23 protein-coding genes are annotated in these 25,428 nt (G+C 47.5%); 8 read left to right on the forward strand and 15 right to left on the reverse strand.

The features are described from left to right. The first annotated feature begins 45 nt into the window (after positions 1-45). On the forward strand, positions 46-4,242 hold the full coding sequence (rpoC, locus tag QMG91_RS00940) for a DNA-directed RNA polymerase subunit beta' (RefSeq protein WP_022551811.1): 4,197 nt from the start codon (positions 46-48) through the stop codon (positions 4,240-4,242). Between the two features lie 216 nt (positions 4,243-4,458). Here the strand turns inward: rpoC and QMG91_RS00945 are convergent, their stop codons facing one another. Continuing rightward, complete coding sequence (locus QMG91_RS00945) at positions 4,459-4,950, reverse strand: Rsd/AlgQ family anti-sigma factor (RefSeq protein WP_038142123.1); 492 nt, start codon at positions 4,948-4,950, stop codon at positions 4,459-4,461. 182 nt (positions 4,951-5,132) lie between these two features. On the opposite strand from QMG91_RS00945, the gene nudC reads away from it, so the two are divergent. Together nudC and hemE are read left to right on the forward strand one after the other, a co-directional pair. Continuing rightward, positions 5,133-5,900 carry an NAD(+) diphosphatase gene (gene nudC / locus QMG91_RS00950; RefSeq protein WP_281828244.1) on the forward strand — a complete coding sequence of 256 codons (768 nt, stop codon included), beginning with the start codon at positions 5,133-5,135 and terminating at the stop codon, positions 5,898-5,900. A 296-nt stretch (positions 5,901-6,196) separates the two neighbouring features. Beyond that, entirely contained in the window at positions 6,197-7,264 is a 1,068-nt protein-coding gene (gene hemE, locus QMG91_RS00955) for a uroporphyrinogen decarboxylase (RefSeq protein ID WP_281828246.1), read from the forward strand. A gap of 211 nt (positions 7,265-7,475) precedes the next feature. On the opposite strand, the gene QMG91_RS00960 is transcribed toward hemE, so the two are convergent. Continuing rightward, entirely contained in the window at positions 7,476-8,054 is a 579-nt protein-coding gene (locus QMG91_RS00960; protein ID WP_281828247.1) for a uracil-DNA glycosylase family protein, read from the reverse strand. Then, complete coding sequence (locus QMG91_RS00965; RefSeq protein ID WP_281828249.1) at positions 8,054-8,980, reverse strand: D-2-hydroxyacid dehydrogenase; 927 nt, start codon at positions 8,978-8,980, stop codon at positions 8,054-8,056. The genes QMG91_RS00960 and QMG91_RS00965 overlap by 1 nt, the downstream gene beginning before the upstream one ends. 70 nt (positions 8,981-9,050) lie before the next feature. Here QMG91_RS00965 and QMG91_RS00970 point away from each other — a divergent pair, with 70 nt between their 5' ends. Then, entirely contained in the window at positions 9,051-9,638 is a 588-nt protein-coding gene (locus QMG91_RS00970) for a YjaG family protein (protein ID WP_004402057.1), read from the forward strand. A 50-nt stretch (positions 9,639-9,688) separates the two neighbouring features. Here the strand turns inward: QMG91_RS00970 and QMG91_RS00975 are convergent, their stop codons facing one another. Further along, positions 9,689-10,015: a hypothetical protein gene (locus QMG91_RS00975; RefSeq protein WP_004402056.1), complete on the reverse strand. Its 327-nt coding sequence runs from the start codon at positions 10,013-10,015 to the stop codon at positions 9,689-9,691. A 127-nt stretch (positions 10,016-10,142) separates the two neighbouring features. Here QMG91_RS00975 and QMG91_RS00980 point away from each other — a divergent pair, with 127 nt between their 5' ends. Next, positions 10,143-11,033: a LysR family transcriptional regulator gene (locus QMG91_RS00980; protein ID WP_281828250.1), complete on the forward strand. Its 891-nt coding sequence runs from the start codon at positions 10,143-10,145 to the stop codon at positions 11,031-11,033. Between the two features lie 27 nt (positions 11,034-11,060). Here the strand turns inward: QMG91_RS00980 and QMG91_RS00985 are convergent, their stop codons facing one another. Next, a complete protein-coding gene (locus tag QMG91_RS00985) occupies positions 11,061-12,152 on the reverse strand; it encodes a CNNM domain-containing protein (protein ID WP_200766511.1) in 1,092 nt (363 codons plus the stop codon). A gap of 262 nt (positions 12,153-12,414) precedes the next feature. Between QMG91_RS00985 and hupA the strand changes: the two genes are divergently transcribed. Beyond that, positions 12,415-12,687, forward strand: a complete 273-nt coding sequence (gene hupA, locus QMG91_RS00990; RefSeq protein ID WP_004402053.1) for a nucleoid-associated protein HU-alpha — start codon at positions 12,415-12,417, stop codon at positions 12,685-12,687. A gap of 39 nt (positions 12,688-12,726) precedes the next feature. Then, positions 12,727-13,425, forward strand: a complete 699-nt coding sequence (locus tag QMG91_RS00995) for a DUF1481 domain-containing protein (protein WP_281828254.1) — start codon at positions 12,727-12,729, stop codon at positions 13,423-13,425. A 62-nt stretch (positions 13,426-13,487) separates the two neighbouring features. Here QMG91_RS00995 and purD read toward each other — a convergent pair whose 3' ends face one another. Continuing rightward, positions 13,488-14,777 (reverse strand): phosphoribosylamine--glycine ligase, encoded by a 1,290-nt coding sequence (gene purD, locus QMG91_RS01000; RefSeq protein ID WP_281828256.1) that lies wholly within the window; start codon positions 14,775-14,777, stop codon positions 13,488-13,490. A 55-nt stretch (positions 14,778-14,832) separates the two neighbouring features. Further along, complete coding sequence (gene purH / locus QMG91_RS01005; RefSeq protein WP_022613912.1) at positions 14,833-16,425, reverse strand: bifunctional phosphoribosylaminoimidazolecarboxamide formyltransferase/IMP cyclohydrolase; 1,593 nt, start codon at positions 16,423-16,425, stop codon at positions 14,833-14,835. Positions 16,426-16,759: 334 nt separating this feature from the next. Here purH and zntR point away from each other — a divergent pair, with 334 nt between their 5' ends. Further along, positions 16,760-17,200 carry a Zn(2+)-responsive transcriptional regulator gene (zntR, locus tag QMG91_RS01010; RefSeq protein ID WP_004402049.1) on the forward strand — a complete coding sequence of 147 codons (441 nt, stop codon included), beginning with the start codon at positions 16,760-16,762 and terminating at the stop codon, positions 17,198-17,200. A 72-nt stretch (positions 17,201-17,272) separates the two neighbouring features. Here zntR and adhP read toward each other — a convergent pair whose 3' ends face one another. The 8 genes from adhP to aroQ form a co-directional block, all read right to left on the reverse strand. Continuing rightward, a complete protein-coding gene (gene adhP / locus QMG91_RS01015; protein ID WP_022551800.1) occupies positions 17,273-18,286 on the reverse strand; it encodes an alcohol dehydrogenase AdhP in 1,014 nt (337 codons plus the stop codon). 165 nt (positions 18,287-18,451) lie between these two features. Further along, a complete protein-coding gene (locus tag QMG91_RS01020) occupies positions 18,452-20,095 on the reverse strand; it encodes a methyl-accepting chemotaxis protein (RefSeq protein ID WP_281828261.1) in 1,644 nt (547 codons plus the stop codon). 333 nt (positions 20,096-20,428) lie between these two features. Then, positions 20,429-20,725: a DNA-binding transcriptional regulator Fis gene (gene fis, locus QMG91_RS01025; RefSeq protein WP_002542007.1), complete on the reverse strand. Its 297-nt coding sequence runs from the start codon at positions 20,723-20,725 to the stop codon at positions 20,429-20,431. A gap of 24 nt (positions 20,726-20,749) precedes the next feature. Beyond that, positions 20,750-21,718 (reverse strand): tRNA dihydrouridine synthase DusB, encoded by a 969-nt coding sequence (gene dusB / locus QMG91_RS01030; RefSeq protein ID WP_281828265.1) that lies wholly within the window; start codon positions 21,716-21,718, stop codon positions 20,750-20,752. Between the two features lie 150 nt (positions 21,719-21,868). After that, positions 21,869-22,756 carry a 50S ribosomal protein L11 methyltransferase gene (gene prmA, locus QMG91_RS01035; RefSeq protein ID WP_022551797.1) on the reverse strand — a complete coding sequence of 296 codons (888 nt, stop codon included), beginning with the start codon at positions 22,754-22,756 and terminating at the stop codon, positions 21,869-21,871. Positions 22,757-22,880: 124 nt separating this feature from the next. Next, on the reverse strand, positions 22,881-24,224 hold the full coding sequence (gene accC / locus QMG91_RS01040; protein WP_281828268.1) for an acetyl-CoA carboxylase biotin carboxylase subunit: 1,344 nt from the start codon (positions 24,222-24,224) through the stop codon (positions 22,881-22,883). Between the two features lie 14 nt (positions 24,225-24,238). Further along, positions 24,239-24,742 (reverse strand): acetyl-CoA carboxylase biotin carboxyl carrier protein, encoded by a 504-nt coding sequence (accB, locus tag QMG91_RS01045; protein ID WP_281870118.1) that lies wholly within the window; start codon positions 24,740-24,742, stop codon positions 24,239-24,241. A 53-nt stretch (positions 24,743-24,795) separates the two neighbouring features. Continuing rightward, on the reverse strand, positions 24,796-25,254 hold the full coding sequence (gene aroQ, locus QMG91_RS01050) for a type II 3-dehydroquinate dehydratase (RefSeq protein WP_004402015.1): 459 nt from the start codon (positions 25,252-25,254) through the stop codon (positions 24,796-24,798). Between the last annotated feature and the right edge of the window lie 174 nt (positions 25,255-25,428).

The raw sequence follows: 25,428 nt of genomic DNA on the forward strand, positions 1-25,428 counted from the left end.
CACTTTTGCGGGTGAGCCCCTTTTAACTCCTTACAGGAGCTGATTGTGAAAGACTTATTAAACTTTCTAAAAGCACAGCATAAGACCGAAGAATTTGATGCAATCAAAATCGGTCTATCTTCACCAGACATGATCCGTTCATGGTCTTTTGGTGAAGTGAAAAAACCTGAAACTATCAACTATCGTACGTTCAAACCTGAGCGCGATGGTCTGTTCTGTGCGCGTATTTTTGGTCCAGTTAAAGACTACGAATGTCTTTGTGGCAAATACAAGCGCCTGAAGCACCGTGGTGTAATCTGTGAGAAGTGTGGCGTTGAAGTTACACAAACTAAAGTTCGTCGTGATCGCATGGGTCACATTGAGCTAGCTTCTCCAGTTGCTCACATCTGGTTCCTAAAATCTCTACCGTCTCGTATCGGTCTGTTGATGGATATCCCACTGCGTGATATCGAACGCGTACTTTACTTTGAAATGTACGTTGTTACAGAGCCAGGCATGACTGACCTAGAAAAAGGTCAAATGCTGACGGAAGAAGAATACCTAGACCGCTTGGAAGAGTGGGGCGACGAATTCACAGCGAAGATGGGTGCAGAAGCGATCAAAGATCTGCTAAGCACTATGGATCTTCAGCGTGAAGCGGAGCAAATGCGCGAAGAGCTAGAAACCACTAACTCTGAAACTAAGCGTAAGAAGGTAACTAAGCGTCTGAAAATCGTTGAAGCGTTCATTCAATCTGGTAACAACCCAGAGTGGATGATCCTGACGGTTCTTCCAGTCCTTCCACCAGATTTACGTCCTCTGGTTCCACTAGATGGCGGTCGTTTTGCGACTTCTGATCTGAACGACCTATACCGTCGTGTGATCAACCGTAACAACCGTTTGAAGCGTCTACTAGAGCTTGCTGCTCCGGACATCATCGTACGTAACGAAAAGCGTATGTTGCAAGAGTCTGTTGATGCGCTTCTTGATAACGGTCGTCGTGGTCGTGCGATAACCGGTTCGAACAAGCGTCCTCTGAAATCTCTTGCTGATATGATCAAGGGTAAACAAGGTCGTTTCCGTCAGAACCTTCTAGGTAAACGTGTAGACTACTCTGGTCGTTCTGTAATCACAGTAGGTCCATACCTTCGTCTGCACCAGTGTGGTCTTCCTAAGAAGATGGCACTTGAGCTATTCAAACCATTTATCTACAGCAAGCTAGAAACTCGTGGCATGGCGACGACAATCAAAGCTGCTAAGAAGATGGTAGAGCGTGAAGAAGCGATCGTTTGGGATATCCTGGACGAAGTTATCCGCGAACACCCAGTACTGCTTAACCGTGCACCAACACTTCACCGTCTTGGTATTCAGGCGTTCGAACCAGTACTTATCGAAGGTAAAGCGATTCAGCTACACCCACTAGTGTGTGCGGCGTACAACGCCGACTTCGATGGTGACCAAATGGCGGTACACGTGCCTCTAACTCTAGAAGCACAGCTTGAAGCTCGTACTCTGATGATGTCGACAAACAACATTCTGTCGCCAGCATCAGGTGATCCGATTATCGTACCTTCTCAGGACGTTGTATTGGGTCTTTACTACATGACTCGTGACAAGATCAACGCCAAAGGCGAAGGCATGTACCTATCTGGTCCTGCTGAAGCTGAGAAAGCGTACCGCACTCAGTCTGTAGAGCTTCACACTCGCGTTAAAGTTCGTATTACTGAAACGGTTGTTGACGAAGACGGCAACAGCGTGACGGAAACTAAGCTGGTTGATACGACTATCGGTCGTGCAATGCTATGGCAAATCGTGCCATCGGGTCTTCCGTTTAGCCTGGTAAACCAGAAACTTGGTAAGAAGCAAATTTCTACGCTTCTTAACGAGGCATACCGTAAGCTTGGTCTGAAAGACACAGTCATCTTCGCTGACCAAATCATGTACACAGGTTTTGCTTACGCGGCAATGTCTGGTGTATCTGTTGGTATCGACGACATGGTTGTGCCAGACGCGAAGTACACTGAAATCGCGGAAGCAGAAGAAGAAGTACGTGAAATCCAGGAGCAGTTCCAGTCTGGTCTTGTTACTGCTGGTGAGCGTTACAACAAAGTTATCGATATTTGGGCGTCTACCAACGACCGTGTTGCGAAAGCAATGATGGATAACCTGTCTTCTGAAGCTGTTATCAACCGTGATGGTGAAGAAGAACAGCAAGAGTCGTTCAACAGCATCTACATGATGGCCGACTCCGGTGCTCGTGGTTCTGCTGCTCAGATTCGTCAGCTAGCAGGTATGCGTGGTCTGATGGCTCGTCCGGATGGTTCGATCATCGAAACGCCGATCACCGCGAACTTTAAAGAAGGTCTGAACGTACTTCAGTACTTTATCTCAACCCACGGTGCTCGTAAGGGTCTTGCGGATACCGCACTTAAGACAGCGAACTCCGGTTACCTAACTCGTCGTCTAGTAGACGTTGCTCAGGACGTAGTAGTCCACGAGCACGACTGTGGCACGCACGATGGTATCGATATGATGCCTCATATCGAAGGTGGTGACGTTAAAGTAGCACTGACTGAGCTTGCTCTTGGTCGTGTGGTTGCAGAAGACATTCTTAAGCCAGGTACTGAAGACGTACTGATTCCACGTAACACACTTATCGACGAGAAATGGTGTCAGATCATCGACGAAAACTCTGTTGATAAGATGAAAGTACGTTCGGTTGTAACCTGTGACTCTGACTTCGGTTGTTGTGCACAATGTTACGGTCGTGACCTAGCTCGTGGTCACCTAGTGAACCAAGGTGAAGCAGTCGGTGTAATCGCTGCTCAGTCTATCGGTGAGCCGGGTACACAGCTTACGATGCGTACGTTCCACATCGGTGGTGCGGCATCGACAGCAGCGGCTGAGAACAGCATTCAAGCGAAGAACACAGGTTCTGTGAAGCTTCACAATGCTAAGTTCGTAACCAACAAAGACGGCAAGCTTGTTATCACTTCTCGTGCATCTGAACTGACCATCATCGATGAGTTCGGTCGTACGAAAGAGAAACACAAACTGCCTTACGGTTCTATCCTGAGCAAAGGTGACAACGACGCAGTTGAAGCTGGTGAAACAGTGGCTAACTGGGAAGCGCACACCATGCCAATCATCACTGAAGTGGCAGGTCGCATCCAATTCGTTGACATGATCGACGGCGTAACAGTTTCTCGCCAGACAGATGACCTAACCGGTCTGTCTTCAAGCGAAGTAACTGATGCAGCGGCTCGTCCTTCAGCAGGTAAAGACATGCGTCCAGCGGTTAAGCTGATTGACGCAGCGGGTAACGATGTAATGATTCCTGGTACTGATATGCCGGCTCACTACTTCCTGCCTGGTAAAGCAATCGTACAGCTAGAAGACGGCGCGGAAGTAGGTGTGGGTGACACGCTTGCACGTATTCCTCAGAAGTCTGGTGGTAACAAAGATATCACCGGTGGTCTTCCACGAGTTGCTGACCTGTTCGAAGCACGTAAGCCAAAAGAGCCTGCTATCCTAGCTGAGCACACTGGTACAGTGAGCTTCGGTAAAGAGACGAAAGGTAAGCGTCGCCTGGTAATCACTCGCGAGGGTGGTGAGACTTATGAAGAAATGATTCCTAAGCATCGCCAGCTAAACGTGTTTGAAGGTGAGAAGATCGAACGTGGCGACGTTATCGCTGACGGTCCAGAAGCACCGCACGATATCCTACGTCTGCGTGGCATCCGTGCAGTAACGGAATACATCTCGAACGAAGTTCAGGAAGTATACCGACTGCAAGGTGTAAAGATTAACGATAAGCACATCGAAACTATCGTTCGTCAAATGCTACGTAAGTGTACGATCACTCACGCTGGTGATTCTGAGTTCCTACCTGGTGAGCAGGTGGAATACTCTCAGGTTAAGATTGCTAACCGTCAACTAGAAGCTGAAGGCAAAGAGCTTGTACGCTTTGAGCGTGAGCTTCTAGGTATCACGAAGGCATCTCTAGCGACAGAATCGTTCATCTCTGCGGCATCGTTCCAGGAGACAACACGCGTACTAACAGAAGCTGCGGTTTCTGGTAAACGTGATGACCTGCGCGGTCTGAAAGAGAACGTAATCGTTGGTCGTCTAATCCCGGCTGGTACAGGTTTCGCCTACCACCAGGATCGTCAAAAGCAACGCGAAGAACAAGGTCCTTCTGCAGAGCAAGCGACAGACAACCTGGCAGCGCTTCTGAACGCAGGTTTCTCTACTGAAGAGTAATCGACGTTAAGATGTTAAAAAGGCACCGAAAGGTGCCTTTTTTGTGTCTGCTGATCGCTAAACTGATTTGGTATAGCAAATTGTGCGTATTCGAAGGGATCCGATACCTTCATACTTTGAGTGCAGAAAAGTAAGCCGAGTGTTCCGGAGAAACGATTTTTTAGATGTGATAAAGCAGGAGTGCGATTAACACCCCTGCAAGAGTAAAGCAGTGAGTTAAGCGCCCGGTGGAACGGCTAAACTGTCTGCTATCAACCTGATGAGCTGGTCTTCCACTTCGAATCGAGTTTCCAAGATTTCACCAATCAATGACAGCTCGCTTTCAAGTTTGCTCAGCGGATCTTCTTCGTCGATGGTGGCGTACTTATCGGTAAAGTTCAGCAATGGATCGGTTGTGAGTACGATCTTTCCATAAGTGTCATTGATTTCATCGGTTGGTGAGTAGCCAGTCGATTTCCAGCGATCCATCACCATATCGTAGATTTTGAAGTGACCTTCAGAGATGTAATCAACGAGATGTTGGCAGAAGCGTTGTAGTTCTTGGGGAGAGGGCAGACCTGAAACGGCAGCCGCTTTAACGGTTTGTGGTTTTGCAAGCTCACAATATTCCACAACCAGCGATTGACGTGTATCGAGCCAATGATCGATGACTTCGCTGGAGCCACCCCACTGTTCTTGTACTTGTTTGAATTTATTCAGCATGACCATGTCCTCATGATCTGATTACTAGCCAATCAGCAATCTAAGCCTCTGAAACCAGAGGAGTCCATTTAAAATGCAATCTCTTGCTCTATATAGAATTTATAGATCGGATCTTACTGAGCTACAAACTCTGGTAAGAAATTAGATTGCCAGTAAAATGGTTGAACTTCAAGCAAAGAGGGTATGGCATGTTCAAAAATGAAGAGCCAGTTTATTGGTGTGTTGTCGAGGGGAGCGAAGTTTGGATCGAGAACGGCTCACTACCACTAGGAAGTGCCAGCTCTTTGAATTTAAACGCAGAAAATGCGCAGGTCATTGGCAACTACCAAAGTAAAAAAGTGGTTTGGCTGAATCATGTGGAAGTGGAGCAAGTCTTACCTATGACTCCTCTTCGCAGCTTGTTGCATTACCCGGAAGAATTATTTTTGATGATCAGTCGTGCCATTCAATTTGGGCATATGAGCCAAACACTGCGCTTTTGCCCTCAATGCGGTGGAAGAAACCATCTCAACTTCAATCAACTGGCTATGCAGTGTGGTGACTGTCGTACGCTCCATTATCCAAGAATCTTCCCCTGTATCATCGTTGCTATTCGTAAAGAGAATCAGATCTTACTGGCACAGCACAACCGTCATCGTGGTGGCATGTATACGGTGATTGCAGGGTTTGTTGAAGTGGGGGAAACACTGGAACAATGCGTCGCTCGGGAAGTGAAAGAAGAAACTGGGATAGAGGTTTCCAATATTACTTACTTTGGCAGTCAACCCTGGGCATTTCCTTCCAGTTTGATGATGGGGTTTATTGCTGATTATCGTAGCGGTGAGATTAAGCTAGACAAGACAGAGCTGGTGGATGCACAGTGGTTTGGTTTTGATGAATTACCAGAGGTTGCCCCAGAGGGTACAATTGCCCGAGCACTGATTCGGGAAGTGACGGAAAAAAGTATTCCCAATTAATTCTTGCTGAACCTAGTATCTTGAGATTATTGAGGGATGGAGATGAGCTTTTAAATAAAAAAAACCTCCGGTGATACCGGAGGGGTAAGTAAGATGTCGTTATGAGATGCTGGGTATTCATATACCCAGATATTATAGTTTTCGCTAGCGATCAAATTTGTAACATGCGCTTTCTAATGAATCAATTTCACATTGATTTTTATCGCTAATAACATGATCCAGGTTGCAAAGCCCAGATTTCCATAATGGAGATAAGTGGTAGAATAGCGACTTTACAATCGATTGAAGAAGCCAGAATGACTGAACTAAAGAACGATCGTTACCTAAGAGCTCTATTGAAAGAGCCAGTAGATTACACCCCAGTCTGGATGATGCGCCAGGCAGGTCGTTACCTGCCAGAGTATCGCGAAACCCGTGGGCAGGCAGGAGACTTCATGTCTCTATGTAAAAACGCAGAACTGGCTTCGGAAGTGACTCTTCAGCCGCTACGTCGTTTTCCTCTTGATGCAGCTATTCTGTTTTCAGATATTCTGACCATCCCAGATGCAATGGGGCTTGGTCTGTACTTCGAAACTGGCGAAGGTCCGAAATTTACCAACCCAGTCACCTGCAAAGCGGACGTTGATAAAATTGGCATTCCAGATCCTGAAGGCGAACTTCAGTACGTGATGAATGCGGTGCGTCAGATCCGTAAAGATCTGAATGGTGATGTTCCCCTGATTGGTTTCTCTGGCAGCCCGTGGACGCTTGCGACTTACATGGTCGAGGGTGGAAGTTCAAAAGCCTTCACTAAAATCAAGAAGATGATGTATGCCGAGCCTCAAACGTTGCATGCGTTGTTGGATAAGCTTGCAGACAGTGTAATCGAGTACCTGAATGCACAAATCAAAGCTGGTGCACAATCGGTAATGGTGTTTGATACCTGGGGTGGTGTATTAACCCCTCGTGATTACAACCTGTTCTCGTTGCAGTACATGCATAAGATTGTCGATGGCTTGATCCGTGAAAACGATGGTCGTCGCGTGCCAGTAACTCTGTTCACCAAAAATGGCGGCATGTGGCTGGAGCAAATCGCAGCAACTGGGTGTGATGCAGTAGGGCTCGACTGGACGATCAATATTGCAGATGCGAAGGCTCGTGTAGGCGATAAAGTTGCGCTGCAGGGCAATATGGACCCGTCTATGCTTTATGCACCTCATGAACGTATTCGTGAAGAAGTCGCAACCATTTTAGAAGGTTTTGGTGAAGGTGGAACGGGGCATGTCTTCAACCTGGGACATGGTATCCATCTTGATGTGCCACCTGAGAATGCAGGCGTGTTCGTGGAAGCGGTACACGAGCTTTCTAAGCCTTATCACAAGTAACACTCTTAATGTCTTCTCAAAGCGCGCTTTGCATTGCAGGCGCGCTTTTTTGTGCAGGTCAAAAAGCATTTGGATCATCATAGGTCAAATAGTGTTTTCGCTGTACAAAAAGAAAAAATGCTATAAATTTCATAATATTACATTAGGAATGCCACCTAAAGTAAGTGGCGTGTACAGCTTTTGCCCTATTAAGATCATAATGATCCAAAAGCTATAAAACTCGAGAAATGATCCCCCGAATGTAAGGTACGGTCTCCGACTCAAACCAAGGGTTCTTTTTCAGCCAAAGTGTGTTTCTTGGAGAAGGGTGAGGCAATGGGAGAAACTCTGGTGCCCAACGCTGCCACTGCTCGACGGTTTGAGTCAGGGTCTTGGGGCGATTCTGCAGATAGTACTGCTGAGCATATTGACCAATCAGCAGTGTCATTTCGATATTGGGCAGCAAATCGAGAACCGATGCATGCCAAAGCGGCGCACATTCCTTCCTTGGTGGTAAATCGCCACTTTTCCCTTTTCCCGGATAGCACAGACCCATTGGCATAATGGCGATCTTAGTTGGGTTGTAAAACACTTCTTTGTCGATATCCAGCCATGTTCGCAGTCGATCGCCGCTTGGGTCGTTCCAGGGAATAGAGGTTTTATGGACTCTGGTTCCGGGCGCTTGCCCGATGATCAGCAAACGCGCTTCCTCCGAAGCCTGAATCACAGGGTTAGCACCCAATGGCAACTCAGGTTCGCAAACTTTGCACTGACGAATGTCCGACAGTAAAGAAGGCAGAGCCGACAACATCAATAACCTTTCTTGAAGTCGACGCGATTTTGCAATTTAAATCCGTCATACCATCTGAGATAGTTTTCTTTGAACTGCTCAAAAACTTGGTGTGGAAAGCTCACCGCGGCAATGTGCGGGGTGACTGAAACCTTGTCGTGCGACCAGAATGGAGACGATTTTGGCAAAGGTTCCTGTTCAAACACATCCAGAAAAGCATGAGCGATGTTGCCATTTTCGATGGCAGGGATCAGGTCGTCTTCAACCAGCACATCGCCGCGTCCGACACTGAACAATAACGCGTTGTCTGCATGAGCTAAGCGCGCGGCATTGAGATAGCCTCGGGTATCGGGCGTGGAAGGTAAAGTACTGACGATGATGTCCGCGTCTTTTACCGCTGATTTGAACTCCCCAATATGGAAAGTGTATTTGAATGGAGATGCTTTTGCTGGAATCCCCGTTCGGTTGACTCCGCCCGTTTTCATTCCAAGTGCATTGCAAACTTTGGCCACATGGCAGCCGATGTCGCCCGTACCGAGTACCAAAATCGATTTATCCGCTAAGGATTGGTAAGGGTGAGGCTGCCACTGAGATTTAAGCTGTTGCTGCCGGTATGTAGAAAAGTGGCGAAAATACTCAATTGTGTTGCCAACCACGTATTCGGAAATCTGCTGACCAAATATGCCTTTTACATTGGTCAGTTCGTAGTCCTGACGAAGTCCACTGACGACCAGTGCATCCACACCTGCAAACGTTGACTGTAACCATTCCAGTTTAGGCAGGTTTGGGAGGTCGTTAACAATGAGTGGAGGATCGGCCAGAACGATGTTGGCAAGGCTTTTATCCTGAGTGATGACCAAGTCTTCTAGCTGAGCATTGTTGATTAGCGATGCGTATTCCGCTTGGTCTTTCGAAGCGATATAGACTTTGTTGGTGAAATTATTCATAGGCTTGCTTTTTTCCCTCTGGCGAATCAAGTACACTTCCGCTGTCTTTTTCTACAACCGTTGGATCACCATGTTACAGAATCCTCTCCAAATTCGCCTCGAAAAGTTCGAGCCTTGGCAGCAAATAACGTTTATGGCGTCTCTTTGTGAGCGAATGTACCCCAACTATGCGGTTTTTTGCCAGAACACAGAGTTTGCAGAATCACGTGTCTACAAAGATATCTTAGACAGTGTTTGGGAGTTACTCACGGTTAAAAATGCGAAAGTAAACTTCGAGCGTCAGCTAGAAAAACTGGAAGAATTGATCCCTTCTGCGGATGATTTTGATTTCTATGGCGTTTACCCGGCGATTGACGCGTGCGTGGCGCTTTCCACTCTGCTGCATGGCTTGCTAGACAGAGACACTCTGTTTGAATCCATGCTGAAAATCAGCGAGCAGTCTGTCAATACGGTTGCGCACTTGGAAGAAGCGCAGTCTGGGGAAGAAGTGACCAACGACAACCAGAAAGAAAATGAAGCCGTGTGCGCTGAATGGGATGTGCAATGGGCGATTTTCCGACCTTTGAAAGACGCAGTCGAGCGCGATGTGGAACTGATTAAAGAGCTGCGACAAGAGCTCCGTGATGACCCGGTCAGCAATATTGGGTTGGCAGTTTAATCGCACTAAGGCTCCTTTCGGAGCCTTTTTCTTGTCTAGGGCAACAGTTTTTAGTCAAAACTGATGGCAGAGGAAGCATGGATACAGCCATAAACTTGAATATCTACCGAATCAGGCTGAATCAGAGCGATCAACTTGGCGAAGGAGGGCTTATCTGCCATTAGTTGATTGGAGTTATGTGCGTCTTCGGCGGTTTCCCAGTAATAGAGTTGTAGCCACTGTCCCGTCTCATTCACAGATAAGGTTTCATGAATAAAGCCAGGTAGGTTTTTTAAATCCAGTAACATGAGCTCCACGGCACTTTTCATCTCTTCTTCGCTCACGCCTTCATTTGCACGCCAGGTAACGGTCTCAATCACACTATTCGCATTTTTCATTGATGGTTGCTCCTTAAATTAAGGGTTATCTTCTCGAGTTTGTTAAGACTTACGCATTCTATTTGTTGTTAATTTGAAAATAATTACTGAAGATAGAAAGCATCAGTTTCCATTTTGGAATGAAAGGATGGCTAATTTTAAGCACGCATCGATATACAGGCAGGTGGTCGAATTTGGCTCAATGGCGGAGGCAGCAAAAGCGTTGGCAGTAACACCTTCTGTCGTCACTAAGAAAATTGCAGAGCTGGAATCCAGCCTCGGAGTACAATTGCTGATTAGAACGACCAGAAAGCTGGAAGTCACTGAAGCTGGTGAGTACTTCTATCAGACCTTTTGTCGGATAGATTCTGAATGGAATGAGCTCCTTTCCGAGGTTGCGCGCCTCAATGACAAACCCGCTGGCGTATTAACGATTGCTGCCCCAACCTTGGTAAATTCACGTGTGTTGATGAAAGATCTGGAGCGCTTTACGGATCAATACCCAGATATCGAGTTTGATTTACGCAGTGTCGATTACGACGCGATACCAGCAAGTTTTGCGGACATTTCATTAGCGCGGGACATTGAGTTGTTCAACTCGTCCATGTTTGTGCGAGTGCCTTTGTATCGCTATGTGAACCAGTTATTTGCATCACCTGCTTATCTCGAAAAACACGGCATTCCAGATAACATTGAAGCGCTTTCCCAGCACTCCTGCCTTGCTTACGGCAAACAGGTCAACAGAACCAGATGGGAGTTTGCTGGTGGAGAACAGGTACAAGTTCAGCCGAAACTTTGGTCTGATAATACGGAAATTCTGATTCAGGCAGCATTGCAGGGGAGGGGGATTATTTACGTGCCTGCTCTGATCCTGACTAAGGAGCTGGAAAACAACTTATTGGTGCCTGTTGATGTTACCAATACCCAAAGCCGGGAGTTTGAGTTTGTTGCGTATTACCGTAAGCAGCAGTACTTACCGCGAAAGTGTCGGGTATTATTGGATTTCCTGAAAACCCGTGGACCGGAATTACCCCAATAAAAAGGCTCCTGTTAAGGAGCCTTAGATTCAGTCTTTCTTAGCGGTGTCTTCCGAAGGTTGTTCTTCGTCTTCATCCCGGCTTTCAATTACGCCGTGGGTTTCTTTCCACTTTTCCCAGCGCTTGTTTGCCAGGAACTGCATGTCACTGGCTTTATCAGCTTCATCGACAATCTCTTCACCAAGCAGGTATTCAAAGATGTCTTCCAGTGTCACGATACCCTGAATTGTGCCGTACTCATCCACAATCAGAGCTAGCTGCACACGCTGAGCCATCATCTGATCAAAGGCCTTTGGCAGCGCCATCTTGTTAAGGATGACGTGAATGGGGCGCATGACGGCTCCAAGCTGTTTGCTGCCATGACCAGACTGCTGAAGTTTAAACAGCTCTAAGCGATGGACGAATCCCAAAATATTGTCCGTCTGCTGGCTGTAAACCAGAGGTCTGGAGAATGGTGTGTCTTTGTGCTCAGACAAAAACGCGTCAATCGTCATTTCTGCATCCACACGGAAAACAACCGGGCGAGGGGTCATTACCTGTGTTACTGGCACATCCTGAATGTTCAGCAAGTTATGCAGAATGCGCGACTCGCCTTCTGCGAATTCGCCTGACTCTTTTGCCAGTATAGCCATAGCGGATAACTCATCACGCATTTTCGGCGCCTGATGACCGTGCGCAAGGCGCTTAGTGATTTGTTCAGAGAACCAAACGAACGGAGTTAACGCCCATACCATCCAGCGCAAAGTGGTTGCAGCCATTGGAGACAACTGACGCCAGTATGTCGCACCGATGGTTTTAGGCACGATCTCAGAAAAGACTAAAATACCGAAAGTCAGCACCGCAGAGAACACACCAAGCCATTGGCTGCCAAACACCACAGTGGCTTGTGCACCGGCCGTTGCGGCACCAATCGTATGTGCAATGGTGTTCAATGTCAGGATAGAAGCAAGAGGTCGGTCGATGTCTTCTTTTAATTCCGACAGCTTTTGTGCTGATGGATGACCTTGCTGGCGAAGCTGAGCAATGTAACTTGGGGTAATACTCAACAACACCGCTTCCAGAACGGAGCAGATGAACGAGACTCCAATCGCGATGGAGACATAGAAAGCGAGCAGTAACATAGTTTCCTACAGTCAATAATTGTCGTTGATATCAATAGGCTCCCAATAGAGGCTAACTATCAACTAGCCTATAAATCGGTTCTGAAAGCCGGAAAAACAAGCTTAATAGTGAGAAAAGTCGTAACAAATTGTGAGGTAAAGCTCATAATCTGGTTAAAAACTCGGCAGAAGAGCGAAAGTGAGGCGACAAACCTTTGCCACAACAGGTATTTATGGATTACAGTGAATTAGATTTCGAAAAACATACAAGAAGGGAAACCTAATGAACAAGACCCAACTCATCGACTTCATCGCAGAAAAAGCTGATCTATCTAAAGCACAAGCAAAAGCAGCTCTTGAAGCGACTCTAGGCGGAGTGACTGAAGCTCTTAAAGAGGGTGACCAGGTTCAACTTATCGGTTTTGGTACATTCAAAGTAAACCATCGTGCAGCTCGCACTGGTCGCAACCCTAAGACTGGCGCCGAGATTCAAATCGCAGCAGCAAATGTTCCAGCATTTGTCGCTGGTAAAGCACTGAAAGAATCAGTGAACTAATCTATACTACGCCGAGTTTTTACTCGGCGTAGTTATTTTATGAAGCGATTTTTTTACGCACCTCTATTGCTAGCGGCGTTAGTCGGCTGTTCTTCCAGTTCCAACGTACCTCAAGCTAACCAGTATGCATACTATTCTGGCGGGCAATCTATTGGGGATTCTACAAGCTTTTATTGGTTTACCAAACGACTAGGCAGTGCCTATTCGGCGGCGGATTACGTGTCATCGGGAGACTATGGCTACTACCATACGGACTACGCATGGCAAGGCGATACTCTGCGTGAGTTGATTCGAAAAGGTTACCGCACCAATGACGAGCTAGAGCTCGTGCCTTATCGTGTCCATTTACGTTTCAGTGCCTCTGGTGAGGCTGTCTATCAGCAATATCGAGTTGATGGAAAAGTACTTCCGGTGCCTGAAAAGCAAATTCAGCGCTATCAGGAAGAAGCGGCGTTTGTGGTAGAGACGACGGAATCGCAGGAAAAAGATAGCCTTGAACTTATTCAGGGTTACTGGGATGGCGAAACATTCGAAACCTGTGATGACAGAGAATTCGAAAAGCTTTCTTTTAACCAGACACTTCCAAGCTTTGTGGTCAACCGCTTGTCATCAGTCGACAGTTATGTCGCGTTCATAGGTCGCAAGGATTTGAATACGCTGTCCGTTAACGATCTGCTGATGTTGGCGGAAGATAGTCAGGATTGCATTAAGCGACCATCCTTTATCGAGCAAAACTGATTAAAAATATCGAATACAAAAAAGGCGCTCACTGAGCGCCTTTTCACATCTGAGCCCTGAGATTATTTCTCTTGCTCACGAGCAATAGCACGGTAGCCAATGTCATTACGATGGAACATGCCTTCCCAGCTGATTTGTTTCGCCAGTTCGTACGCACGTTGCTGAGCTTCAGAAACCGTATTGCCAAGTGCTGTTGCACAAAGCACACGACCGCCGTTAGTCACGATGTCGCCATCTTTGTTGTCTGTGCCTGCGTGGAATACTTTCTCTCCGCTCACTTCTTGTTGAGGAAGACCAGAGATAACGTCGCCTTTGTTGTAAGACGCAGGGTAACCACCTGCTGCCAGAACAATACCGATTGACGCACGTGGATCCCATTTGGATTCCACTTGGTCTAGTTTCTCATCGATCGCAGCCAGACAAAGTTCAACCAGATCCGATTCCATGCGCATCATGATTGGCTGAGTTTCTGGATCACCGAAGCGGCAGTTGTATTCGATCACTTTCGGTGTGCCGTCTTTGTCGATCATCAAGCCCGCGTACAGGAAGCCTGTATATGGGTGACCTTCAGAAGCCATGCCGTTCACGGTAGGGTAGATCACCTCTTCCATGATGCGGTTATGAATTTCTTGTGTAACGACAGGAGCCGGAGAGTAGGCACCCATACCGCCGGTGTTAGGACCTGTGTCTTTATCGCCAACACGTTTGTGGTCCTGGCTGGTGGCCATTGGCAGAACGTTCTTGCCATCGACCATTACGATGAAGCTGGCTTCTTCGCCATCCAGGAACTCTTCAATCACCACACGACTGCCTGCTTCGCCAAACGCGTTGCCTGCCAGCATATCTTTGATGGCGTCTTCTGCTTCCTGTAGGGTCATCGCAACGATAACGCCTTTACCTGCTGCAAGACCGTCAGCCTTAACAACGATTGGTGCGCCTTGTTCGCGAACGTAAGCCAGTGCTGGCTCAATTTCCGTGAAGTTAGCGTAAGCCGCTGTAGGAATATTGTGGCGAGCCAGGAAGTCTTTAGTGAAGGCTTTTGAGCCTTCTAGCTGCGCGGCAGCTTCGCTAGGACCAAAGATAGGCAAGTTTGCTGCGCGGAATGCATCCACCACACCAATAACTAAAGGAGCTTCAGGGCCAACAATCGTCAGCTCGATCGCTTTTTCTTTCGCGAAGGCAACCAATGCTTCGATGTCTTCTACACCGATCGCTACGTTTTCTAGCTTAGGTTCAAGAGCTGTACCCGCATTACCAGGCGCAACGAAAACTGTCTCAACATTTGGGTTCTGAGCCGCTTTCCATGCCAACGCGTGTTCACGACCGCCGGCACCGATTACTAATACATTCATCTTATAATCCTTAAATCATGTAGAAAGAGGCACTCTGGAGTGCCTCTTAGCGAAATTAGTGACGGAAGTGACGCATGCCCGTAAAGATCATCGCCATGCCGTGTTCGTCAGCGGCGGCGATAACTTCGTCATCACGCATTGAGCCACCTGGTTGAATCACACACTTAATGCCCGCTTCTGCAGCCGCATCGATGCCATCGCGGAATGGGAAGAATGCGTCAGATGCCATAACACTGCCAGCGACTTCCAAACCTTCGTCTGCTGCTTTGATGCCCGCAATCTTCGCTGAGTAAACGCGGCTCATTTGACCTGCGCCCACACCAATCGTCATGTCGCCTTTTGCGTATACGATAGCGTTGGATTTAACGAACTTAGCTACTTTCCAGCAGAATAGTGCGTCTTTTAGTTCTTCATCGGTTGGCTGACGCTTGGAGACGACTTTCAAATCATCCAGCGTCACCATACCTTGGTCACGGTCTTGAACCAGAAGACCGCCATTGACGCGTTTCACGTCGAAGCCCGTTGTCTTAGCAGTCCATTCACCACACTCAAGAAGGCGAACGTTTTTCTTCGCTGCAACCACTTCAACTGCTGCTGCAGAAACTTTTGGAGCGATGATTACTTCAACAAACTGACGCTCAACGATGGCAGATGCCGTTTCTGCGTCCAGTTCTTTGTTGAATGCGATGATGCCGCCGAATGCAGACGTTGGGTCAGTCTGGTACGCGCGGTTGTACGCTTCTAAGATGTTTTCGCCTAGCGCAACACCACATGGGTTAGCGTGCTTAACAATCACACATGCTGGCTCGTCGAACTCTTTCACACACTCAAGTGCTGCGTCTGTGTCTGCAATGTTGTTGTAAGAAAGCGCTTTACCTTGAATTTGACGAGCAGTAGAAACAGACGCTTCTTCTGGGTTCGCTTCAACGTAGAAAGCTGCCGCTTGGTGACTGTTCTCACCGTAGCGCATGTCTTGTTTCTTCTCGAACTGCTGATTGAAAGTGCGAGGGAATTTGCTCTCTTCGTCACCTTCTTTGTTCTCTCCATAAGATGGAACCATAGTGCCGAAGTAGTTAGCGATCATGCCGTCGTAAGAAGCTGTGTGTTCGAATGCTGCGATAGCCAGATCAAAACGCGTTTCCAGAGTCAGAGACTTGTCGTTTGCGTCCATTTCTGCAATTACGCGGTCGTAATCGCCAGCGTTAACAACGATAGTGACGTCTTTGTGGTTTTTCGCCGCAGAACGCACCATAGTTGGACCACCGATATCGATGTTTTCTACTGCATCTTCCAGCGTACAACCTTCTTTTGCTACGGTTTCAGCAAATGGATATAGGTTTACTACCACCATGTCGATTGGGTTGATACCGTGTGTCGCCATGACGTCGTCGTCTTGACCGCGACGACCAAGCACACCACCGTGAACTTTTGGATGAAGAGTTTTTACGCGACCGTCCATCATCTCAGGGAAGCCAGTGTAGTCTGATACTTCAGTTACAGAGATGCCTTGTTCGGCAAGCAGGCGAGCAGTACCGCCAGTAGAAAGGATATCGACACCACGGTCGGCAAGAGATTTTGCAAACTCAACGATACCAGTTTTGTCTGATACGCTGATAAGAGCGCGGCGAATTGGACGAGCGTTATTCATTGCTTCCATCTTCCTCAAATTCACAGAGTTAATGTGTAAAAAATAAACTAAAGATATTTGCCAAAAATGAACAGGTTTGTGCGCTCAATCCAGAAAAATAATCGTATCATCCAAGATGCTATCCCCTTACTATGAAAGGGAAGCAGAGCGACAAATTTGGCCAGTTTTGGTAAAGACCTTTGGCTGGTCAGTGCTTTAATTTCAACTCGAAATTTGATGGCGCGTATTCTAACTAAATTATTACAAAAAAGCTCGCGCAATCGTTTGGCGTCACAAAAATAATTGTGAAAATCGGATTTTGACGCCGATTTCGTAAAGATAAGGTTAAAAAAACATGTTTCAGATTGGTGAGTTAGCCAAAAGATGTGGCGTGAGTACGGATACACTTCGCTTCTATGAGAAGAACCAGCTGATTGCGCCTGCAGGACGAAGTGAATCGGGTTATCGGCTTTATGATGATAAGAACCAGCAACAGGTGCTCTTCATTCTGAAATCTAAGTCTCTGGGGTTAAGTCTTGATGAGATCAAAGAACTTCTAGAGATAAAGCTGGAAGCCACTGAACACAGTTGTGCGGAAGTCAAATCGATAACCACGGCGAAACTTGAACTCATCGATGAGAAAATCCATGAGCTTACCCGCATTCGAAGCGCATTAGAAAAAATCAACGATGCCTGTTGTGGTGAAGTGGATGACGATGCCAGTCATTGTTCCATTCTCGAAGCACTCGCTGGCGAAGAAGTGCACGGTGGAGAAAAGTGCTGTGAAGATAGGTAACGAGTGATTTTTTAAATTGAAAAGAAAAGGGCAGCCATGGCTGCCCTTACTGTTTTTTATGCTTAACGCGAACTATGCCAGTTCCATTACGATTCGCCCATTAATTTCACCTTTCTCCATATCTGCAAAGATGTCGTTAATGTCTTCGAGGTGTTTCACTTCGGTAATGGCTTTGACTTTGCCTTCGGCAGCAAATTGCAGGCATTCCTGAAGGTCCTTACGGGTTCCGACAATAGAACCAATTACTTTGACGCCGTTCAGCACCGTATCAAAAATTGGGATGGGCATTTCTTCTGGTGGAAGACCGACGAGGACACAAGCTCCTCCGCGGCGAATGGCTTTGTATGCTTCCTGGAACGCAGGTTTTGAAACAGCAGTACACACGACACCGTGTACGCCACCAACCAGTTCATGAATCACTTCTGAAGGCTTTTGCTGCATAAAGTCGATGCAGTGTGTTGCCCCGAGTTCTTTGGCTAATGCCAGCTTCTCCTCACCGGTGTCCACCGCTATGACGTTCATACCCATAGCTGCAGCGTATTGAATGGCTAAATGACCCAGCCCGCCAGCTCCGACAATCGCTACCCATTGACCAGGCTTAACGTCTGTGACTTTAAGGGCTTTGTATGTGGTCACGCCAGCACAGAAGAGAGGCGCGGCATCGACGTAGCTGATTCCGTCTGGGATTTTTACGGCATATTCGCCATGTGCCAGACAGTATTCAGCGTAACCGCCATCCACAGAGTAGCCTGCGTTGTGTTGATCTAAACATAGGGTTTCTTGCCCTTCTAAGCAGTAGTCACAATGCCCACAGGCACTGTACAACCAAGGGATACCCACTCGGTCTCCCACTTTCAGGTGTTTGATTTCACTGCCGACTTCGACAATTTCCCCCACACCCTCATGACCGGGAACCAGAGGCATTTTAGGCTTCACTGGCCAGTCGCCATGACAGGCATGTAAATCGGTATGACACACGCCACACGCGTGTATTTTGACGAGAACATCACGCGCTTTTACATTCGGAAGCGGGATGTCTTTGATAACTAAAGGTCCTTTAAACTCATTCACCACAGCGGCTTTCATGGGATTCTCCATCAGTGACTAAATGTATTCGATAATCATTCTCATTAAATTGATATGAAATTAAATTGATACAAGTCACGAACAGTGTGAAAAACGAAAAGCAAGTTTCAGCTTGTGAGCAATAACAAAAAACGCCGCATTTCACGGCGTTTGAGGGAAGTTAAATCAGACTTTGAAATTCCTGATGATGTTTTGTAGTTCCTGTCCATTGCTTAACAGGGCTTCGCTGGCTTGTGCTACCTGTGTTGCTTGCGCAGCCGACTGGTCACTGTTTTCAGAAATGAGGACCAGATTTTTGCTGATTTCTTCTGTTGCGAGTGTCTGTTGGGCACTCGAATCCGCAATCTGCTGGTTCAACTCCAGAATATGAGTAATTTGCTGACCAATATCGGCTAAGGTAGCTCGGGCATGCTGCGCTTGTTCATGCGTCGCGCTCGACTGGGTTTGAGTTTTCTCCATTGCTGAGGTGACGGTCTTCGCCCTTGCCTGAAGGTTTGACACAATTTGCTCAATCTCATCGGTACTTGCCTGGGTGCGGGTTGCCAATGTACGCACCTCATCGGCTACGACAGCAAAGCCACGTCCTTGTTCACCTGCACGAGCCGCTTCGATTGCGGCATTCAATGCCAATAAATTGGTTTGTTCGGCAATGCCGCGGATAACATCCAGAACGGTGCTGACGGTTTCTGAGTCTTGCGCTAGTTGCTGCGTACTTTGCTCTGTTTCTGTCAGAAGCTCAGTCAGTGACGTCATATGGTTGGTGGCACTATCGATGACTTGCACACCCTGTTGACCCAGCTTGGCTGCCTGCTCTGCTGCATCGGCAGCTGAAGATGCCGAGGTCGCGACTTCCTGATTGCTTACATGCAGTTCATCCATAGCAGAAGCAACGGTATCCACCGATTGGTGCTGTTCTCCTGCTTTGATCGATGCGTCAGACGCAACCTGATTCAGTTGGGTAGCGGCACTGGTGATGCCGTCTCCCACCGGAACCATATCGGTCACTATGGTGCGAATTTTCTGAGTGAAAAGGTTAAAAGCCGCGGCAATGTGGCTTAGCTCATCTTTGCCTTTAGCGGGTAAGGCTTTGGTGAGGTCACCGTCTCCCTCTGCAATATCATTAAGAGCGTATTCTGTCTCTTCACATGGCTTGGTGATGCTGAGTCCAAACCAAGTCGCTATAAATCCCATTCCGACAATACAGGCGATAATGATCAAAAGCGTCGATTTGGCTCGCTCCCAGAAAAGGGCATCTATGTCATCGATATACACACCACTGCCCACTATCCAGCCCCAAGGCTGGTGGAGTTTCACGTAAGAGAGCTTTTCGATGTCGACATCTGATCCCGGTTTTGGCCACATGTAGTTTACGAAACCCCCTCCGTTGTTGCGTTTGACTTCGTTGACAAACTCAACAAATAAAACTTTGCCAGTCGGGTCTTTCACGCCGGATAAATCTTTACCGTTCAACTGTGGCTTTATGGGGTGATTCACCATATAAGGGCGAGTATCGTTAACCCAAAAGTAGTCGTTCTCTTCATATCGGAGTTTATTTAGTGCAGCCTTAGCTTGTTCCTGAGCCTCAGATCGGCTGAGAGCGCCGTCAGTTTCAAGTTGGTAGAAGTGGCTGATAAGGCTATGAGCGGATTCGACCAGATGCCGGGTTTTGACCTGTTTCGCTTCAATCAGATCGCCGTAATACGCGTATTTAATGTAGGCAAGTGGCGCCAACATTAACACCGCGATACTTAAGGTCATGATGTAAAGCCGAGCTTTAATGGATACGTTGCGCAAGCTAAATCTATTCATAACGACAGTCCTTTCGTCGATGAGTGCGTCTTGGTGGTGGTGTTGTAGTTATTCGTTCAACAGCCTAAGTTCCGTATGCTTAGATTGTTAAAAATACGTTAACGTTTTAATTCAGTATAGTGGATGAGCCGAAGTTATAAATTCGACCAAAGACGCATAAATCCACAATGATGGGCAGTTCTGAAGAGATGGGTGAAAAAAGCTGGCGTGATGCGAAATGTATTGAGCTAATTGGAAATGTTTTTGTGTAAGTTCAAAGGATTCAAAAAGAAATAAAAAAGCCCTGACCAGAAGGTTAGGGCTTTAAAAATTCGATTTAAACCAATCGGTTGATTAGTTCATGCCGTATTTTTTCAGTTTCTTACGAAGCGTACCGCGGTTGATACCCATCATGGTTGCTGCGCGAGTTTGGTTACCGCGAGTGTACTGCATGATAGTGTCTAGTAGTGGCTGTTCAACTTCTGCCAATACTAATTCGTACAGGTCATTGACTTCCTGGCCATTAAGTTGAGCAAGGTAGTTTTTAAGAGACGCTTTTACAGAGTCACGTAATGGCTTTTGAGTGATCTGGTCTTGAGAGGTCACTGTAGTTACTGTCAATGCTTCGGAAGTCAGATTTTGTTCGAACATATTCGGTCTAGCTCTTTTCTGTAATTATGATGCAACGTTATCAAAATAACCTTCTAGCGCTTCAAGTTGCAGCTTGGCTGCTTCTATCGCGTTGAAGGTACGGCGAAACTCACTCGCCTGCTCATGTTCTTTCAGATACCAGCCTACGTGTTTACGCGCAATGCGGGGACCCAAAAACTCGCCATAAAATTCATGAAGAGCGTTCACATGACCAAGCATAATGTCTTTCACTTCCTCGGTTGGAAGCATAGGCATAGTGCTGCCGTTTTCCAAATAGTGGCGGATTTCCTGAAAAATCCACGGACGTCCCTGGGCAGGGCGTCCAATCATCAAAGCGTCTGCACCGGTGTACTCCAGTACGTATTTGGCTTTTTCTGGGCTATCGATATCACCGTTAGCGATAACCGGTATTGAAACCGCCGCCTTAGCCGCTTTGATGCTGTCGTATTCTGCCTCGCCTTTGTACATACAAGCCCGTGTACGCCCGTGTAGGGCTAGTGCCTGGATGCCGCAGTCTTCGGCCATTTTAGCGATTTGAACACAGTTTTTATTGTCTGTGTTCCAGCCTGTACGGGTTTTTAGTGTCACAGGGACATCTACAGCGTTCACTACAGCGGTCAGAATCTTTTCGATTATGTCCGGGTGTTGCAGCAACGCCGATCCGGCAAGCTTTTTGTTCACTTTCTTAGCAGGGCAGCCCATATTGATGTCGATGATCTGTGCACCGTTCTCGACATTATATTGTGCGGCGTCTGCCATTTGCTGGGGATCTGCCCCGGCAATCTGTACAGAGCGAATGCCCGATTCGCCCTCATGTACCATGCGCTGTTGGGATTTCGCTGTTTTCCAGACCTTTGGATTAGACGACATCATTTCACTGACGGCTAATCCAGCTCCGTATCGAAGACACAACTCTCTGAATGGTCTATCGGTGACACCTGCCATAGGCGCGACGATCAGATTGTTCTCAAGTTGATAGTTTCCGATTTTCAAAACAACGACACAGTTCTATACCAGCAAGGGCGCGCATTTTACGCATTTTTTCGCAAAGAGAAAAGCTTAATTTTTGAGCATTTACAATTTGTTTTTGAAAATGCCCAAATTTCAGTCAATTAGCGTTGAAGCGCTTACTTTCACTTGCTTTTATGCTTTTTTCTTACCCGAGATTCGGCACCATTCTGATTGTTCTACAATCGGATCGATGTTCAGTTCATCGCGGTAATAGTTTGCGACGTCTTCTGCCTGTGTATCTAACACACCAGACATCGCGAGCATACCTTCAGGTTTGATCAGCCCTTTAATGACACCCGAGAGCTCACGAAGTGGACCTGCGAGAATATTGGCGACGACAACATCGGCGACAAGGTTATCTGGCTGGTCTTGTGGCAGGAACAATTCTAGTTGTTCAGCAACGCCATTTCGTTCAGCGTTTGCTCTGGATGCCTGAATGGCTTGTGGATCGATGTCAATACCGATGACCTTGCTTGCTCCCAGTTTGATTGCAGCGATCGCTAAGATGCCGGAACCGCAGCCAAAGTCGATGACGGTTTTGCCTTCAAGATCCAATCCATCCAGCCATTCTAAGCACAGTGAAGTGGTAGGGTGCGTTCCTGTACCAAATGCCAGACCTGGATCCAACATCACGTTAACCGCAGTCGGGTCAGGAATGTCGCGCCAGCTTGGGCAAATCCACAGGCGTTTACCAAATTGCATTGGGTGGAAGTTTTCCATCCACTCTCGTTCCCAGTCTTTGTCTTCCAACTGTTCCACTTTGTGGGCGAAGCCTTCTTCCAGTAAGCCACTAGCACTGATTTGCGCCAGAACCTGCTTAGCGTCGATTTCCGCGTCGTAAAGGGCAACGATGTCCGTTTCCCCCCAAAGGCGCGTCTCGCCCGGCAGAGGCTCAAATATCGGGGTATCTTTAGCATCCAAAAAGGTTACAGACAGTGCGCCTGTTTCTTCCATCAGCATGTCGCTGATCTGTTCGGCGTTCTTGTCACTCGCATTGAGCTTGATTTGAATCCAAGGCATTGGAATGCACCTTTTTCGTCGTATTGATTTTGGTGGGGGAGTCTAGCCGATTTGCACAAAAAAAACACTCCCCGCACCGATTAAGCGCGGGGAGTGGTTCTTATACAGTTCAGCGATTCAGTGTTTACTGAAGACCGAGTTTCTTCTCTAGGTAGTGGATGTTAGCTCCACCGTGCTGGAAGTTCTCGTCATTCATGATCATTTCTTGTAGCGGTACGTTGGTTTTGATGCCTTCTACGATCATTTCGCCCAATGCGTTCTTCATACGAGCAATCGCCACGTCACGGTTTTCACCGAAGGTGATCAGCTTACCAATCATTGAATCGTAATGAGGTGGTACTGAGTAACCGGTGTAGATGTGCGATTCCCAACGTACGCCCATGCCGCCAGGTGCGTGGAAACGCTCGATCTTACCTGGTGATGGTAGGAAGCGCTCTGGGTCTTCTGCGTTGATACGACACTCAACGGCGTGACCGCTGATCTTGATGTCATCCTGTGTGTAAGACAAAGGCTGACCCGCAGCAACACGAAGCTGCTCTTTGATGAGGTCTACGCCAGTCACCATTTCAGTTACCGGGTGCTCTACCTGAATACGGGTGTTCATTTCGATAAAGTAGAACTCGCCGTTTTCGTACAAGAATTCGAATGTACCTGCACCGCGATAGCCGATTTCCAGACATGCACGTGTACAACGCTCACCAATGTACTTACGCATTTCAGCAGTAATACCCGGTGCTGGCGCTTCTTCCACCACTTTCTGGTGACGACGTTGCATTGAACAGTCACGCTCACCAAGGTGGATTGCACCGCCTTGACCGTCAGCAATAACCTGAACTTCAACGTGACGTGGGTTTTCCAGGAATTTCTCCATGTAAACCATGTCGTTGTTGAATGCCGCTTTTGCTTCCGCACGAGTCATGGCAATCGCTTCGATAAGCTCGCCTTCGTTGCGAACCACACGCATACCACGACCACCACCGCCGCCAGACGCTTTGATGATTACTGGGTAACCAATGCGTTTTGCGTGTGCTTTGTTCTTAGACTCGTCGTCGTCCAGTGGACCGTCAGAACCCGGTACACAAGGTACGCCTGCTTTTTTCATTGCTGTGATAGCCGATACTTTGTCGCCCATCATGCGGATAGTTTCCGCTTTAGGACCAACAAAAATGAAGCCGCTGCGTTCTACTTGTTCAGCAAAATCTGCGTTTTCAGACAGGAAACCGTAGCCAGGGTGAATGGCGATAGCCCCTGTTACTTCCGCCGCAGAAATGATGCGGGGAATGTTCAGGTAGCTGTCGATACCGCGAGCAGGACCGATACAGATGGATTCGTCGGCCAACAAGACGTGTTTCAAATCGCGGTCAGCTGTAGAGTGAACCGCAACCGTTTTAATACCTAGCTCTTTACATGCGCGAAGGATACGAAGTGCAATTTCACCTCGGTTCGCGATGACTAATTTATCTAGCATAAAGTCAGCCTCTGTTATTCGATAACAACTAGCGGTTGGTCAAATTCAACAGGTTGACCGTCTTCCACTAGGATTGCTGTAACTACGCCAGATTTATCTGCTTCGATTTGGTTCATCATTTTCATTGCTTCAACAATGCAAAGCGTGTCGCCAGCGTTTACGCTCTGACCGACTTCAACGAATGATTTAGCGTCTGGGCTTGGAGAACGGTAGAAAGTACCTACCATTGGAGAAAGAACTTGGTGACCTGCTGGTACGCTGGCTTCTGGTGCTTCTGCTGCCGCCGCTGCCGCCGCTGCCGCCGCTGCCGCTGCTGCCGCTGCTGGAGCAGGTGCTGCTGCCGGAGCCGCCGCAGCAACTGGAGCTGGCGCCGCTGCGTATTGAATTGGAGCCGCAGCAACTGGTGCCGGACCTGAGCGACTGATGCGTACTGACTCTTCACCTTCAGAGATTTCAAGCTCTGCGATGCCAGATTCTTCCACTAACTCAATCAGCTTCTTAATTTTACGAATATCCATCTTATCTTCTCTTTCTCAAATTAGGTGACTCTCACTGGAGAGAGTTTTCTGTGTCATTTACTACTGTTTGACTGCAGATGATTCACCGCAGCAGCCAATGCGAATTGGTAACCCTGAGCGCCCAGTCCACAAATCACCCCTACTGCTTTGTCGGCAAGATAAGAATGATGACGGAAAGGTTCACGAGCGTGAACGTTGGACAGGTGCACTTCAATGAATGGAATGTCGACTCCCAGTAATGCGTCGCGCAATGCCACACTGGTGTGGGTAAAGGCGGCTGGATTGATCACGATAAAATCCACATTTCCCATGGCTGCGTGGATGGCTTCAATCAGTTCGTATTCACGATTGGATTGCAGGTGAGTGAGCTCGACATCGAGTGACTTCGCCTGAGATTCAAGATCCTGAATGATCTGCGCCAGAGTTTTGGAGCCATAATGTGCCGGTTCACGTAGACCTAACAAATTAATATTAGGACCGTTCAGAACCAGAATGCGTGATTTTGTTGCCATCGTGAGGTTATCTTCCTTTAACTGGGGCTTAAAATTCGCCATTCCAAATTTTGTGAGCCAGTGATGAAATTTAGAGGCTAAATTTTCCACCTTGCTCAAATTAACTGTCGATTATAGACAATTCAGCGCAATTCGCAGCAAAATACTGGTCAAACCTCGCCAAATTTGTGTCAA

Origin of the sequence: Vibrio nigripulchritudo, from assembly GCF_027924785.1 — a bacterium.
Lineage (GTDB): Bacteria > Pseudomonadota > Gammaproteobacteria > Enterobacterales > Vibrionaceae > Vibrio > Vibrio nigripulchritudo.